The following is a 14,621-nucleotide window of genomic DNA, read 5'->3' on the forward strand; positions in this document are numbered from 1 at the left end:
ATTATTTTTAATGAAATTTTTTCCTTGAAAAAACTTATTAACGAAAACGTTTGAATTTAACAGATTTTATTAATTTATGATAATCGTAACCCGAAAAGTGCTGAATGTTTGCTAATTTTACACTTTAATACTTAAATAATGCCAAAAACAATAAAAAAAGTAGGTGTTCTTACCTCAGGAGGAGATTCACCTGGAATGAATGCTGCAATACGATCAGTTGTTCGAACTTGCGCATACCATAATATAGAATGCATCGGAATTTATAGAGGGTACCAGGGAATGATTGAAGGTGACTTCAAAGAAATGGGACCACGAAGCGTAAATAATATTGTAAACAAAGGTGGAACGATCTTAAAATCGGCTCGTTCAGTTGAGTTTAGAACCCCTGAAGGTAGAAAAAAGGCACACGAAAACCTAGTTAAGGCTGGTGTAGATGCTTTAGTTGTTATTGGTGGTGATGGTAGTTTTACTGGAGGATTAATTTTTAATTCAGAATTCGATTTCCCAATAATGGGAATTCCTGGTACAATTGACAATGATATTTATGGTACAAGTTTTACTTTAGGGTACGACACGGCTTTAAATACTGTTGTAGACTGTATCGATAAAATTAGAGACACAGCAAGTTCTCATAATCGTCTTTTCTTTGTAGAGGTTATGGGTAGAGATGCGGGTCATATTGCTCTTAACGCTGGTATTGGTGCAGGAGCAGAAGAAATTCTTATTCCTGAAGAAGATTTAGGTTTAGATCGTCTTTTAGATTCACTTCAAAAAAGTAAAGCATCAGGAAAATCATCTAGTATTGTTGTAATTGCTGAAGGAGATAAAATTGGTAAAAACGTATTCGAATTAAAAGATTATGTTGAAGCTAATTTACCAGAATATGATGTACGTGTTTCTGTATTAGGACACATGCAGCGTGGTGGTTCTCCATCTTGCTTTGACCGTGTTTTGGCAAGCCGTTTAGGAGTTAAAGCAGTTGAATCTTTAATTGAAGGAAAATCGAACTATATGGTTGGACTTCGTGAAGATAAAGTGATCTTAACACCACTTGAGCAAGCTATCAAAGGGAAATCAGAAATTGATAGAGAATTATTAAGAGTGTCTGACATCATGTCGACATAACCAATATAAAGTTTAAAAAGAGAGAGAAGTTTATTGTGAGGAAATTAGACTTTGAATTAGTGTAATAAAAACAAAAGCAAAAAATTTAGTAAAATGTCAAAAGTAAAATTAGGAATAAACGGATTTGGACGTATCGGAAGAATCGTTTTTAGAGAGTCTTTCAATAGAGATAATGTAGAAGTTGTTGCAATCAATGACTTGTTAGACGTAGACCACTTAGCTTATTTATTAAAATATGACTCAGTTCACGGTCGTTTCAACGGAACTGTAGAAGTTAAAGAAGGAAAACTATATGTAAACGGAAGAAACATCCGTATCACTGCAGAAAGAAATCCTGCTGACTTAAAATGGAACGAAGTTGATGTAGATGTAGTAGCGGAATGTACTGGTATCTTCACAACTATCGAAACTGCAAGCGAGCACTTAAAAGGTGGAGCGAAGAAAGTTATCATTTCTGCTCCTTCTGCTGATGCTCCAATGTTTGTAATGGGAGTTAACCACGAAACTGCAAAAGCTTCTGATTTAGTTGTTTCTAACGCTTCTTGTACTACAAACTGTTTAGCTCCATTGGCTAAAGTTATCCACGATAATTTCGAAATCGTTGAAGGTTTAATGACTACTGTTCACGCAACTACTTCAACTCAAATGACAGCTGACGGACCTTCTAGAAAAGACTGGAGAGGTGGACGTGCTGCTGCAATCAACATCATTCCTTCTTCAACAGGTGCTGCTAAAGCGGTTGGAAAAGTTATCCCATCTTTGAATGGAAAATTAACTGGAATGTCTTTCCGTGTACCTACTGCTGACGTTTCTGTTGTAGATTTAACTGTAAAAGTGGCTAAAGAAACTACTTACGAAGAAATCTTAGCTGTATTGAAAAAAGCTTCAGAAAACGAAATGAAAGGTATCTTAGGATATACTGAAGATGCAGTTGTTTCTCAAGACTTTATTTCAGATAAAAGAACTTCTATCGTTGATGCTGGTGCAGGAATCGGTTTAAATTCGACTTTCTTCAAATTGGTTTCTTGGTATGACAATGAGTACGGATACTCAAGCAAATTAATCGATTTATCTGTACATATTGCAGGTTTAAAATAATAATATATATTTTTGCAAAATCCCGTTACTTTACAATAACGGGATTTTCTTATTTTGTTACTTCTATAATTAATGTAAAAAGTACACTTTTAAATTAAAAATAGAGAAACCTAATTCCAAAAACTAAACAAATGAAATTAATAGTTGACAGTGGATCTACTAAAGCCGATTGGATTGCGATAGATGATAATGGAAAAGTATTATTCACAACACAAACTTTAGGATTAAATCCTGAAATTCTAGACGAGCCAGAAATTATCGAAAGATTAAATGACCGTTTTGATATCTTACAAAATAAAAAAAATGCTACACATTTATTCTTTTACGGTGCCGGATGTGGTACAGATAGAATGAAAGAGTGGTTAAAAAGAATCTTTCAAGAATATTTTTCTAACGCCTTTGTAGATGTTCAAGAAGATACTTATGCAGCTGTTTACGCAACAACTCCAAAAGGAGAAGAGGCAATAGTTTCAATCTTAGGAACAGGCTCTAACTGCAGTTATTTTGATGGAAAAGTATTGCACCAAAAAGTTCAATCATTAGGATACATTGTTATGGATGATTGTAGTGGTAATGTTTTTGGAAAAGAATTAATTAGAAAATACTATTTTAATAAAATGCCTAAAGAATTGGCTGTTGAACTTGAAAAAGAGTACGACGTTGATCCAGATTTTATTAAAAACAAATTATATAAAGAACCAAACCCGAATGCTTATTTAGCTACTTACGCTAAATTCTTAATTAAGCATAAAGACACTGAGTTCTGCAGAAAAATCATCTTCAAAGGAATGAAGTCTTTCGTTAAGAATTACATCAAACAATTTGATAACTGCAAAGAAGTTCCAGTACATTTTGTTGGTTCAATTGCATTTTACTTGAAAGATGAATTGCAAGAGACATTTAACAAATATGAACTTCAATTGGGTAATGTTTTAAGAAGGCCTATTGACGGATTAATTGCTTACCATGTCGCTAATCAATAGTTCTGGTTTTATGGAAATTGCCATTATTGCTCATGATGGAAAAAAAGCGGATTTAATCGATTTCTTAATCAAAAATGAAGCTGTTTTGCATAATGAAAAGATAAGGCTTATTGGTACTGGTACTACGGGAGGAAAAGCAGAAGCTGCGGGGTTTAAAACTCAAAGAATGCTATCTGGACCTCTTGGAGGCGATGCGCAAATTGCAGGAAGAGTAGCAGAAGGAATTACGCAGATGGTTTTCTTTTTTAAAGATCCTTTGTCAAGCCATCCGCATGAAGCTGATATTAATATGCTAATTCGTGTTTGCGATGTGCATAATGTGCCGCTGGCAACCAATGAAGCAACGGCACAATTATTATTAGATGCTATTGCACAGCGATTATAGAAATTTCTACATTAACATTTTTTGGCAAACAAGCCACTTGAACCGTTTCACGAGCTGGAGCGGTTTTTTCGTTAAAATAAGAACCGTAAACCGTGTTTATTGCTCCAAAGTTATTCATGTCCATGATGAAAATAGTTGACTTAACAACATTTTCAAATGTCATGTCTGCTGCTTCAAGAATAGCGGCAATGTTTTGCATCACTTGATGGGTCTCATCATTAATATTCTCTGTAATTAATTCTCCTGACTCAGGATTGATTGCAATTTGTCCAGAAGCATAAAGTGTGTTTCCAGATAATACGGCTTGATTATAAGGCCCGATTGGAGCCGGAGCTTTCTCAGTGAAAATGATCTTTTTCATAATAAAATTTTATTTTGATTCGAAAGTATATTATCTATTTGAAACGCTTCGTTTGTTCCATTTGATATCGCTAAGCATACCAGATTTAATTCCGATGAAGAAGTTCCAGTTAGAATTTGTACCCAAAGGTTGCCAGTTAAAGGCCATTCTCCAGCTTAATAAATCTCTTTCAAAACGGAATTGTGTAAAGGTAACTCCTTTTTGTACAAAATCGTATCCTGTAGAAACCCCAGCTTTCCATTTAGGGGTAAGATCGGTATTGATGGAAATCATAAGAGAGTTTCCAGAAATAGTGCTTTCTCGTTTGATGTTTGAATAGGTTAACGAATAGGCAAGTGTCATATCCCATGGAACTTTAGAATTAAAGAATTCTGTAATTACATCATCTTTTTCGGGTTCATTGGCAAACTGGCTGTTACGGCTGTCATTTAAGTCGGTATTGGTACCAAATAAGTCATCGCTTCGACCTCCGTTTCGCTGACTCTGTGTGTTTTGTTCTTTTTCTTTTCCGCTTCCTTTATTCGAGAATGAATAGTTTACAGTTACGTTTGCACTTGTCATTCTGAATAAACTTCCGCCATTGTCAATGTTGAATTTGTCAATTTTGTTGCCACCATTATCAATCGCATAAGGATCTAATGTGGCGCCAAAGTTCATATTCATTTTATTGTCAAAAAACTGTGTTCCACCACTAACTAATACAGGCTGCCATCCAAATGTTGATTTTCCGTCAGCATTAAAATTGTAGCTTGTGCTAAAGTTTAAGTTGTTTAACAGCATTATTTTTTTAGGTTCTGTTTTTGTGCTGTCTCGATCTCTTACTTTAGCTTCAAAAGTATTGCTCAAAGCAAAACCAACAATGTTTGAATTGTCTTTTCCTGGCGATCCATATATTCCGCTTTCAAATCGGGTATACTCAGAAGTAATTCTGCCAGAAGCATCAACAGCATATGTGTCATAGTATTTTTCAAAACTTGGAGTATAAGCATAAGTTACACTCGGACGCATTACGTGTCGAATAGATTGGATTCTTTTATCGTCTCCAAAATTAAAAGTTCCGTAAATCGTCGTACCTAAATTGGTGCTGAAATTGTATGTTCTAAAGGAATCAAAACCATTTACAGTTTTGTTAACTGTTTGTCCTTCTGTAGGGTCGTAAACTTTTTGAATCGTTTTATTTACCCATGTTTCTTGATAAGTTGTAGAAGCTCCAGCACTAAAATATTTGAAGATTTTAAAGTTCGTGCTTAACGGAATAGTCTGTTGCAACCCTAATTGCGCATCATCAAACATTTGTGGTTTGAAAAATAGCGAATCTTTGGTTTTAAAATAGTTTTTACCGCTTACATTATACTGTAAGTTGATGTTTTTGATTAATCCTTTTTTAACGCCATTCTTTCCAACAAAAGGATAGATACGGTCAATACTTCCCTGTAAAGACGGAAGCGTCATAATAATGTCTTCTGTTTGCGTATTTTGGCTATGAGTTGCAGATAACGCAATACGGGAACCTGGGATCGTATTAAATGTTTTATTATATGAAATAGAAGAACTTAATGTGTTATTTAAGTTCGATCCAATATTGGCTTGGTTGATAGACTGTTTAAAGTACTTACTACTACCCATGTTGACAGAAGCAGAGAAAGTAGAATTTGGGTTCGATTTTGTGTCTTTAGAATGCGACCACTGAATATTGTAGATACTTTGTTTTGAATAATCAGGATAACCGCGTTCACTGCTAATTAAATTCTCAAAACGAATGTTCACGTTTCCTCTATACTTATACCTTGTCGCATATGCAGATTCAAAACGCATGGCGTAACTTCCGTTGGTATAATAATCACCAAGTACGGTTAAATCGTAATTATCACTTAAAGCAAAGTAATAACCTCCATTTTGCAATGAAAATCCACGTGTGTTAGAATCGTTGTAACTCGGAATGATAATACCCGATACGCTTTTTTCCTTACTTAAAGGGAAAAAACCGTAAGGTAATGCAAGTGGAGTAGGAACATCGGCAATTACCATTTGCGTTAAGCCTGCAACAATTTTTTTGCCTGGCACAAACTTAATTCTACTCGTTTGGAAATAGTATTCAGGATGATCGATATCTTGAGCAGTCGTAATACGTGCACCTTTTAAAAAGTATACAGAGTCGTTTTCTTTTTTAGTAACAGAAGCCTTAATGTTTAATTCGCCTTGTTTTGTTCTTGAATTATAAATTAAAGCCTTTTTTGTTTTAAAATTAAAGCGAATAGAATCTGGTTGCACTTCGCTTGATCCCTGTTTGAAATTAGGATATTGAGTTAATACTCCTGCAGAATCTTTAATTCTTCCGGCATAAACTTCGTCTTTTTCATAATTAAGAACAATTATACCAGATTTTAATTCAACATCTTTATAGTATAATTCCGCTTCATTATATAAGGTGATCAGCTTTTTTTTCTGATCAATTTTAGCATAATCTTTTGCTTTGTATCTTACTTTTCCATCCAAAAAAGTCTTTTTGGGTTTAACAGTATCTAGTTTTATGGTGTCTGTAATGGCAGGATTTTCCTTATCTGTTTGTTTTACAGCAGGTAAAGGCTTTTTTTTGTTTTTTATTTCTTGCGAGTATAAATTACCACAACCTATAGTTAGGAAAAATGATATTAAAACGATATTAAATAAGTTTGTGTGCAAAGGTTTAAATGCTATTTTTGTAAAATTATGGCTTGTTTTTTGACATGTCAAACTTACATATAATTTTTTGGCAAAAATAATCAATTCTAAAAATTATAACAGCTGCATTTTATTAAAATTAACTTTTAGATTTATGAATAGAATTAACAAATTTAAGGTAATATTTACTTTATTTCTAATAATATCGTCCTTTTGTGCTCAGAGTCAGTCAAATGTGTTTAAGGTAACGCTTGACGCGGGCCACGGAGATCATGACTTCGGAGCGGTTTATAGCGGACGAATTGAAAAGAATATTGCTTTAGCTATTGTTTTGAAAGTGGGGAAGATTTTAGAACTTAATCCTAATGTTAATGTAATTTATACTCGTAAAACAGATGTTTTTATAGATTTAGTTGAAAGAGCTAATATCGCCAACCGTGCAAATTCAAACATTTTTGTTTCTATTCACTGTAATGCAAATAAAAATACGGCTGCCGACGGAACAGAAACTTATGTAATGGGTTTAAGTAAAGTAGCCTCAAACCTTGAAGCGGCGAAAAAAGAGAACTCTGTAATTACATTAGAGAAAGACTACAAGCGTAAATATGAAGGTTTCGATCCTAACTCGCCAGAGTCGATGATTGGTATGACTTTGATGCAGGAAGAATATTTAGATAATAGTATTACACTTGCGACTAAAATCGAGGAAAATTTTGAGAAATTAGGAAAAAAACTTCGTCACGGAGGAGTGAAGCAAGCTCCCTTTATGGTACTTCATAAAGCTTATATGCCTAGGGTTTTGGTGGAAACAGGGTTTGTGTCGAATCCAACAGAAGGAAATATCCTGAATTCTGAAGAAGGCCAAGATGATATTGCAAGAGCAATTGCAGAAGCTATTTTAAGTTATAAACGTGAATATTTTGGGACAGGAGCGGAAGCTCCTGAGAGTCGGCCCGTAAGAGATACTACGCCTGCAAAACCAAAAACAACTACTCCAGTTGCAGTAGCGAAAAATGCTCCAAAAGGGACATTTTTTAAAGTACAGCTTATTGCAAGTATCAAAAAAACACCTTTAGAGCCTAAAAATTTTAAAGGATTGAAAAATGTAACAATGGTGTACGAAAATAATATTTATAAATATTTCTACGAAGAAACCTCAAGTTACGAAACCGCTCAAAAATATCTGCAAGAAGCTAAAGCTAAAGGATATGGCGCTGCATTTTTAGTAGCAACTAAAGATGGGGAAAAAATCAGTATTCAGGACGCGCTTAAATAATAAGCGCAAGTTCGAATATTTATATTAATTTTGTACAAACACTTAGAATTTTGAAACTAACAAGAGAAATTAAAACGGCTATTTTAGTCATCGTATCTATTTTATTATTTATCTGGGGATATAGTTTTTTAAAAGGTAGAGATCTTTTTACTAATTATACTGTCTTATATGCTGAATATGATAATGTTGAAGATTTATCACCATCAGCTCCAGTAACACTAAATGGACTTGCAATTGGTAAAGTAAGTAAAATTACAATTGATGAAGTAACAGGTAAATTACTGGTTGAACTTCAGCTTAAAACAGATTTCCCAATTACGAAAAGCAGTACAGCGGCAATTTATTCTCCAAGTTTAATTGCAGGAAAACAAATTAAAATCATTCCGAATTTTGCTGACAAAGAATTAGCAGAAGATGGACAGAAATTAATTTCTACTGTCGAATTAGGTTTGACAGAATCATTAGGAGGAAAAATTGAACCAATTCAGCAAAAGCTTGATAAAATGCTTTTGAATATTGATAATTTGGTTACAGGATTAAACAATACTTTAGATAAGAATACTCAAGAAAATCTAAAGAAAACAATTGCTGAATTAAGTCAGACAATGCAACAATTTCATAAAGCATCTGGAAGTCTTAACAATATCTTGGATACGAATAAAGGACAGATTAATGGAATGGTTACAAACTTCAATAAAATGTCTGGCAACTTCAATAAGATTTCAGATTCATTAAATAAAGCAGATTTAGGTAAAACAGTTCGCAATTTGAACCAAACTTTAGCTAAAGTTGATGTTTTAATGAATAATTTGAATTCTGGAAAAGGTACAGCAGGAAAAATACTTAACGATGAGGCTTTGTATAATAACCTGACTAAAACTTCAAAAGAGCTTGAATTGTTATTGCAAGATCTTCGTCTTTATCCAACTCGTTACGTAAATGTTTCTCTTTTTGGAAAGAAAAATAAACCATACGTGGCACCAACAGAAGAAACAAACTCAACAGATAAAAAATAATTATAAATGAGTTATTTAGATAATATTTTATTCGCAGTACTTCTTATAGTAGGTTTCGGTTTTTTTGCAGCGAGCGTAAAAAAAATCATCCGAAATATTAATTTGGGAGTTGATGTAGATCGAAAAGATAATCCTAAAGCTCGTTGGAAAAACATGGCATTGATTGCTCTTGGGCAATCAAAAATGGTGAGACGCCCTGTTGCAGGAATCCTTCATATTTTTGTATATGTAGGTTTCATAATAATTAATATCGAATTATTAGAAATTATTATTGATGGACTTTTTGGAACACATAGAGTTTTTGCGCCTTATTTAGGTGTAGTTTATGATGTTTTAATTGCTTCATTTGAAATATTGGCAATACTTGTAATTTTTGCTGTTACGGTATTTTGGCTAAGAAGAAACTTTATTCGATTAAAGCGTTTTATACATTCTGATTTAACTGGTTTTCCAAAAAGTGATGCCAATTACATTCTATATTTTGAAACAGTTTTAATGATTCTGTTTTTATTAATGAATGCTTCAGATTTGCATTTGCAGAATGTTCCAGGAGGATATTCTCATTTTCATAAAGCAGGAAGTTATCCAATAAGTCAATTTATAGCGCCAATTTTTAATGGTACATCTAATGAAACAGTTGGATTGTTATTTGAAGTTTTCTGGTGGTTACATATTGTGGGTATTTTAGTTTTTATGAACTATTTATACTTTTCAAAACACTTGCACATTCTTTTGGCTTTCCCGAATACGTATTTTGCAAACTTAAAACCAGAAGGGCAATTTGATAATTTAGCTTCTGTTACAAAAGAGGTAAAATTAATGATGGATCCAAATGCTGATCCGTTTGCGGCAGCTCCGGTTGATGAAAACGCTGCTCCGAGTAAATTTGGTGCAAGCGATGTTCAGGATTTAAACTGGGTTCAGTTGTTAAATGCTTATACGTGTACAGAATGCGGACGTTGCACTTATTCTTGTCCAGCAAATCAAACGGGTAAAAAGTTGTCTCCACGTAAAATTATGATGGATACAAGAGATCGTTTAACTGAAGTTGGTAAAAATATTGATGCTAATAAAGGTGTGTTTGTTCCAGATAACAAAACATTATTAAACGATTATATTACTCCAGAAGAATTATGGGCTTGTACTTCTTGTAATGCTTGTGTTGAGGAATGTCCTGTAAATATTAGTCCGTTATCTATTATTATGGATATGCGTCGTTATTTAGTGATGGAACAAAGTGCTGCTCCAATGTCATTAAACGCAATGATGACTAATATTGAAAATAACGGTGCACCTTGGCAATACAGCCAGCAAGACCGTTTAAATTGGAAAAACGAGAATTAATATTTATTGTTTAATCGGTTAGTTCTTTAACCGTTTAATCGATTTTTAAAATAATATTTCGGTTTTTACAGAATTGTCATTTTGCTTTTAGCGATTAAACAATTTCACGACTAACCGATTAAACAAAAGTGAGAGAAATGTCAGAAAATTTAGTAGTACCAACAATGGCAGAAATGCTTGCCGAAGGAAAACAGCCAGAGGTTTTGTTTTGGGTAGGTTGCGCAGGAAGTTTTGATGATAGAGCAAAAAAAATTACTAAAGCATTTGTACGAATCTTAAATCGTACCAATGTTTCTTTTGCAGTTTTAGGTACAGAAGAGAGTTGTACTGGCGATCCTGCAAAGAGAGCTGGAAATGAATTTTTGTTTCAAATGCAAGCTATGATGAATATCGAGGTTTTGAATGCTTATGAAGCTAAGAAAATCGTTACAGCTTGTCCGCATTGTTTTAATACATTGAAAAATGAATATCCAGAATTAGGAGGTAATTACGAAGTTATTCATCACACAGAATTCTTGAAATCATTAATTGATGATGGAAGATTAACTGTTGAGGGTGGGCAATTTAAAGGTAAAAAAATTACGTTCCACGATCCTTGTTATTTAGGTAGAGCCAATAAAGTTTACGAAGCGCCAAGAGATTTAATTCAGAAATTGGACGTTGAATTAGTTGAAATGAAACGTTCTAAAGCAAATGGATTATGCTGCGGAGCGGGTGGAGCACAAATGTTTAAAGATGCTGAACCTGGAAACAAAGAAGTAAATGTTCTTCGTACAGAAGATGCATTAGAAGTAAAACCAGACATTATTGCTGCGGGTTGTCCGTTCTGTAATACAATGTTAACCGATGGTATTAAACATGCTCATAAAGAGGGTGAGGTAAAAGTTATGGACGTTGCTGAGTTAATTGCAAATGCACAAGATTTGTAAAAGAGGTGCTAAGGTTCTAAGATGCTAAGCTACTAAGTTTTGAAACTTGAAACTTTAAACCTGAAACAAAAACAAACAAAAAAAAGTTAAAAATGTATATACCTTTTGAAAATTTACCAGGTGAGTCTAGAGTTTGGATTTACCAGTCGAACAGAAAATTTTCTGAGGAAGAGTTTTCTGAAATCGAAACGGATTTAAAAGCTTTTGTAGAACAATGGGCTGCACACGGCACAAGTCTAGAAGCTTCGTTTTTATTAAAATACAACCGATTTATAATATTGGCAGTAAATCAAGATGTACAGGCTGCTACAGGTTGTTCTATTGATAGTTCTGTTGAATTTATTCAAAGTTTAGAGAAAAAGTACAACGTTGATTTATTGGATAAAATGAATGTTACTTTTAAACTTGGAGAACATATTGCACATAAACCATTAATTGATTTCAAGAAAATGGTAAAAGATAAATCAGTTTCTGAGAATACAATTGTTTTCAATAATTTGGTAAACAATATCGAAGAATTTAATGAGTCTTGGGAAGTTCCTGCAGCCGATAGCTGGCACAGCAGATTTTTCTAAGAGTATTTAAAAATATATTTAAAAGGCACGAAATTTAAATTTTGTGCCTTTTTTTGTGGTTTTAAGTTTCAAGTTTCAGGTTTCAAGTTTCAGGTTGGAAACCTAACAGGTTTTTAAAACCTGTTAGGTTTAGTTGGTAAAGAAGTTTGTCAATTTTGGGTGATAGTGTTTGCGAATTAAACCCGACAGGTTTTTAAAAACTGTCGGGTTTCGTTACGGAATATTTGTAAGTAAGAACTTTGTCAAAGTTTTAAACTTTGACAAAGTTGGGTAAAATAGGTTCTTATGAAAACAAAAAGGTCTAATCTAGCCCCGATGGGAGCGGTATCTCCCGATTTAGAAAAACAAGGCTTTTTCAGCCGTAGTTTTTGTTGATCGGGAATTTAGCGGACAGCGGGACTGCAAGTGCTTTTGAATGATATTGTTCTGCTTCTAAAAAATATTTATCAACCAGAGTTAATCTAATTTTGTCAAAAATCTAACAATTTAAACGGTTAATTAAACGCTATTTTTGAGTATTTTCGTAGAATTAAATTTTATACATGAAAATAGCAATTGTCTGTTATCCTACTTTTGGAGGTAGTGGTGTAGTAGCTACTGAGTTAGGTCTCGAATTGGCCAGAAGAGGACACGAAATACATTTTATTACATATAGCCAGCCAGTGAGATTGGCACTTTTGAATCCGAATGTTCATTATCACGAAGTAAACGTTCCGGAATATCCTTTGTTTCATTATCAGCCCTACGAATTAGCTTTGTCTAGTAAATTGGTTGATATGGTAAAATTGTACAAAATTGAGCTTCTGCACGTGCATTATGCCATTCCGCATGCTTATGCAGGTTATATGGCAAAACAAATGCTTAAGAACGAAGGGATTAATCTACCAATGATTACAACGCTTCACGGAACGGATATTACACTTGTTGGGAATCATCCATTTTATAAGCCTGCGGTGACTTTTAGTATTAATAAATCAGATTATGTGACTTCGGTTTCGCAGAGTTTGAAAGATGATACGTTGAAATTGTTCAAAATCAAAAATAAAATTAAGGTGATTCCGAATTTTATTGAATTGGACAAAGTCAAAAAAGATCCAAACGCGCCTTGTCACCGTTATGTAATGGCGAATGAGAATGAGCGTATTATTACTCATATTAGTAACTTTAGAAAAGTAAAACGTATTCCAGATATTATTAAGATTTTCTATAACGTTCAGAAAGAAATTCCAGCTAAATTGATGATGGTTGGTGATGGACCTGAAAAGGAAAAAGCAGAGATTTTATGTCAGGAATTGGGGATTTTAGACAAAGTGATTTTCTTTGGAAATAGCCACGAAATTGATAAAATCTTATGCATGACCGATTTGTTTTTATTGCCTTCAGAAACTGAAAGTTTTGGTTTGGCGGCGTTAGAAGCAATGGCATGTGGTGTTCCAGTAATTTCAAGTAATTCTGGAGGTTTGCCTGAAGTAAATTTTGATGGTTTTTCTGGATACTTAAGCAATGTCGGAAATGTCGAGGAAATGGCACAAAACGCATTGAAGATTTTAAAAGACGATGCGGTTTTAAGTCAGTTTAAGGCAAATGCTCTTGAAGTGGCAAGAAAATTTGATATTAAAAATATCTTGCCTAAATATGAGGCTTTATATCAGAAAGCGGTTGATGATTACAAATTGGAGAAGCACTAATTTAAAAGAATAAGATGAAAAAAGTAATTTCTGTTTTAGCGATTTTTGTTTTGATTTCGTGCGGAGTGAAGAAGGTTGGAAGTTCAAATGCGGCATTGTACGAAGTTTTAACAACGCAATCGGATGGCGGTGGAAATATTAAATTTTTTGAAATTTTGACAGAGCCCAATGAAATCAAAATGCTTGAAAACGATCCGCTTTTGGCGCATAAAATGAAGGATCCCGATATTCAGGATTATAATTATGTGATTCTAAATATGGGCGAAAAAAACACAAGCGGTTATTCTATAGATGTTGAAAAGGTAGAAGAAACAGATAAAAATATCATTATCACTGTAAAAGAAAATAGTCCAGCAAAAGATGCTATGACGATGCAGGTAATTTCATATCCTTATACGGTGGTGAAAATTCATTCTAAGAAAGAAATTATTATTAAGTAAAATTATGTAAGGGCTGGGCTTCGACTGCGCTCAGCCTGACATTGATTGTTTCTTAGGAAGCGATTTCAAAGTTTGTCAGGCTGAGCGCAGTCGAAGCCCTTTTTTAAAATTTCTTTTGAAACCATAAAAAAAACCTGTCGCTTTTAAACGACAGGTTTCTTCTTACAATTATTTTTTAATTTTAATTTAGAATCTAAATTTAACTCCTAAACCAACGTCAAATCCGAAATTGTCATCATCATAGTAACCTGAACCAATTTCTGGTCTTGCGTCCAATGATAGGGTAAGTGGCACTTCGCTAAATCTATATTCTATACCGATATCTCCAGCTGCAAAAACATAAGTTCCGCTATCGCTGTATCTATAATTATTGTTGTAGTAATCGTGATCCCAAGCGGCTAATCCTCCACCGACACCAGCGTACCAGTTAAAACCTCCGTCGATGTTCCAAACCCATTGGTAAAGAGCAACTCCTTTTATAGCGTCTACATCACTGCTGTTTCTCCATCCTAAATCAAATTCAAGTCTGTTTTTTTGATTTAATCCTAATTGGTATGATATTTCTCCTCCAAATCCGTTGTTGTCTCCCAGACGTAATCCTAAAGCGTGTTTCGAAATTTCTTGCGATTGAGCCGTAAATGCTAAACCAAGAAGCATAAGGGCAGATAAAAGTATCTTTTTCATAAAAATGGTTAATTAATTTTTTTCAAATGTATTATATCGGTCAAATAGAGAACGTA

14 protein-coding genes are annotated in these 14,621 nt (G+C 33.8%); 11 read left to right on the forward strand and 3 right to left on the reverse strand.

Translation table 11 applies throughout. The features are described from left to right. Positions 1-138: 138 nt before the first annotated feature. From pfkA to ACFO3N_RS03985, 4 genes are all read left to right on the forward strand, one after another. The gene (pfkA, locus tag ACFO3N_RS03970; protein WP_095930499.1) at positions 139-1,125 is read left to right on the forward strand and encodes a 6-phosphofructokinase; all 987 of its coding nucleotides are present in this window, start codon (positions 139-141) and stop codon (positions 1,123-1,125) included. A 93-nt stretch (positions 1,126-1,218) separates the two neighbouring features. Continuing rightward, positions 1,219-2,223, forward strand: coding sequence for a type I glyceraldehyde-3-phosphate dehydrogenase (gene gap / locus ACFO3N_RS03975; protein ID WP_012026555.1), 1,005 nt, complete (start codon positions 1,219-1,221; stop codon positions 2,221-2,223). Positions 2,224-2,354: 131 nt separating this feature from the next. Next, positions 2,355-3,206: an N-acetylglucosamine kinase gene (locus ACFO3N_RS03980; protein ID WP_379795380.1), complete on the forward strand. Its 852-nt coding sequence runs from the start codon at positions 2,355-2,357 to the stop codon at positions 3,204-3,206. 10 nt (positions 3,207-3,216) lie between these two features. Continuing rightward, positions 3,217-3,591 (forward strand): methylglyoxal synthase, encoded by a 375-nt coding sequence (locus ACFO3N_RS03985; RefSeq protein ID WP_095930559.1) that lies wholly within the window; start codon positions 3,217-3,219, stop codon positions 3,589-3,591. Here the strand turns inward: ACFO3N_RS03985 and ACFO3N_RS03990 are convergent. Together ACFO3N_RS03990 and ACFO3N_RS03995 are read right to left on the reverse strand one after the other, a co-directional pair. Continuing rightward, positions 3,572-3,952 carry a RidA family protein gene (locus tag ACFO3N_RS03990; RefSeq protein ID WP_379795382.1) on the reverse strand — a complete coding sequence of 127 codons (381 nt, stop codon included), beginning with the start codon at positions 3,950-3,952 and terminating at the stop codon, positions 3,572-3,574. The two genes, ACFO3N_RS03985 and ACFO3N_RS03990, sit on opposite strands and share 20 nt — an antisense overlap. Positions 3,953-3,982: 30 nt before the next feature. Further along, positions 3,983-6,685 (reverse strand): putative LPS assembly protein LptD, encoded by a 2,703-nt coding sequence (locus ACFO3N_RS03995; RefSeq protein WP_172426924.1) that lies wholly within the window; start codon positions 6,683-6,685, stop codon positions 3,983-3,985. An 82-nt stretch (positions 6,686-6,767) separates the two neighbouring features. On the opposite strand from ACFO3N_RS03995, the gene ACFO3N_RS04000 reads away from it, so the two are divergent. The 7 genes from ACFO3N_RS04000 to ACFO3N_RS04030 all read left to right on the forward strand — a co-directional run bounded on the left by ACFO3N_RS04000 (position 6,768) and on the right by ACFO3N_RS04030 (position 13,881). Beyond that, a complete protein-coding gene (locus ACFO3N_RS04000) occupies positions 6,768-7,889 on the forward strand; it encodes an N-acetylmuramoyl-L-alanine amidase family protein (RefSeq protein ID WP_379795384.1) in 1,122 nt (373 codons plus the stop codon). 50 nt (positions 7,890-7,939) lie between these two features. Beyond that, on the forward strand, positions 7,940-8,905 hold the full coding sequence (locus tag ACFO3N_RS04005; protein WP_379795386.1) for an MlaD family protein: 966 nt from the start codon (positions 7,940-7,942) through the stop codon (positions 8,903-8,905). Between the two features lie 6 nt (positions 8,906-8,911). Further along, entirely contained in the window at positions 8,912-10,249 is a 1,338-nt protein-coding gene (locus ACFO3N_RS04010) for a 4Fe-4S dicluster domain-containing protein (RefSeq protein ID WP_379795388.1), read from the forward strand. Between the two features lie 137 nt (positions 10,250-10,386). Beyond that, on the forward strand, positions 10,387-11,178 hold the full coding sequence (locus ACFO3N_RS04015) for a (Fe-S)-binding protein (RefSeq protein ID WP_250836736.1): 792 nt from the start codon (positions 10,387-10,389) through the stop codon (positions 11,176-11,178). Positions 11,179-11,270: 92 nt separating this feature from the next. After that, the gene (locus ACFO3N_RS04020) at positions 11,271-11,753 is read left to right on the forward strand and encodes a hypothetical protein (protein ID WP_057116491.1); all 483 of its coding nucleotides are present in this window, start codon (positions 11,271-11,273) and stop codon (positions 11,751-11,753) included. A 542-nt stretch (positions 11,754-12,295) separates the two neighbouring features. After that, a complete protein-coding gene (bshA, locus tag ACFO3N_RS04025; protein WP_095930507.1) occupies positions 12,296-13,441 on the forward strand; it encodes an N-acetyl-alpha-D-glucosaminyl L-malate synthase BshA in 1,146 nt (381 codons plus the stop codon). 14 nt (positions 13,442-13,455) lie between these two features. Next, the gene (locus ACFO3N_RS04030; protein WP_250836734.1) at positions 13,456-13,881 is read left to right on the forward strand and encodes a protease complex subunit PrcB family protein; all 426 of its coding nucleotides are present in this window, start codon (positions 13,456-13,458) and stop codon (positions 13,879-13,881) included. Between the two features lie 186 nt (positions 13,882-14,067). On the opposite strand, the gene ACFO3N_RS04035 is transcribed toward ACFO3N_RS04030, so the two are convergent. Continuing rightward, on the reverse strand, positions 14,068-14,565 hold the full coding sequence (locus tag ACFO3N_RS04035) for a hypothetical protein (protein ID WP_379795391.1): 498 nt from the start codon (positions 14,563-14,565) through the stop codon (positions 14,068-14,070). Positions 14,566-14,621 lie beyond the last annotated feature (56 nt).

This window comes from Flavobacterium chungangensis (assembly GCF_042654045.1).
In the GTDB taxonomy this organism is placed as follows: Bacteria; Bacteroidota; Bacteroidia; order Flavobacteriales; family Flavobacteriaceae; genus Flavobacterium; species Flavobacterium chungangensis.

Bases quoted from the DNA above. Each gene is read 5' to 3' on its own strand.
- ACFO3N_RS04035 (WP_379795391.1), bottom strand. From the start codon at position 14,565: ATGAAAAAGATACTTTTATCTGCCCTTATGCTTCTTGGTTTAGCATTT.
- ACFO3N_RS04000 (WP_379795384.1), top strand. From the start codon at position 6,768: ATGAATAGAATTAACAAATTTAAGGTAATATTTACTTTATTTCTAATA.
- ACFO3N_RS04015 (WP_250836736.1), top strand. From the start codon at position 10,387: ATGTCAGAAAATTTAGTAGTACCAACAATGGCAGAAATGCTTGCCGAA.
- ACFO3N_RS04020 (WP_057116491.1), top strand. From the start codon at position 11,271: ATGTATATACCTTTTGAAAATTTACCAGGTGAGTCTAGAGTTTGGATT.
- ACFO3N_RS03990 (WP_379795382.1), bottom strand. From the start codon at position 3,952: ATGAAAAAGATCATTTTCACTGAGAAAGCTCCGGCTCCAATCGGGCCT.
- ACFO3N_RS04030 (WP_250836734.1), top strand. From the start codon at position 13,456: ATGAAAAAAGTAATTTCTGTTTTAGCGATTTTTGTTTTGATTTCGTGC.
- ACFO3N_RS04010 (WP_379795388.1), top strand. From the start codon at position 8,912: ATGAGTTATTTAGATAATATTTTATTCGCAGTACTTCTTATAGTAGGT.
- gap (WP_012026555.1), top strand. From the start codon at position 1,219: ATGTCAAAAGTAAAATTAGGAATAAACGGATTTGGACGTATCGGAAGA.
- ACFO3N_RS03985 (WP_095930559.1), top strand. From the start codon at position 3,217: ATGGAAATTGCCATTATTGCTCATGATGGAAAAAAAGCGGATTTAATC.
- bshA (WP_095930507.1), top strand. From the start codon at position 12,296: ATGAAAATAGCAATTGTCTGTTATCCTACTTTTGGAGGTAGTGGTGTA.
- pfkA (WP_095930499.1), top strand. From the start codon at position 139: ATGCCAAAAACAATAAAAAAAGTAGGTGTTCTTACCTCAGGAGGAGAT.
- ACFO3N_RS03980 (WP_379795380.1), top strand. From the start codon at position 2,355: ATGAAATTAATAGTTGACAGTGGATCTACTAAAGCCGATTGGATTGCG.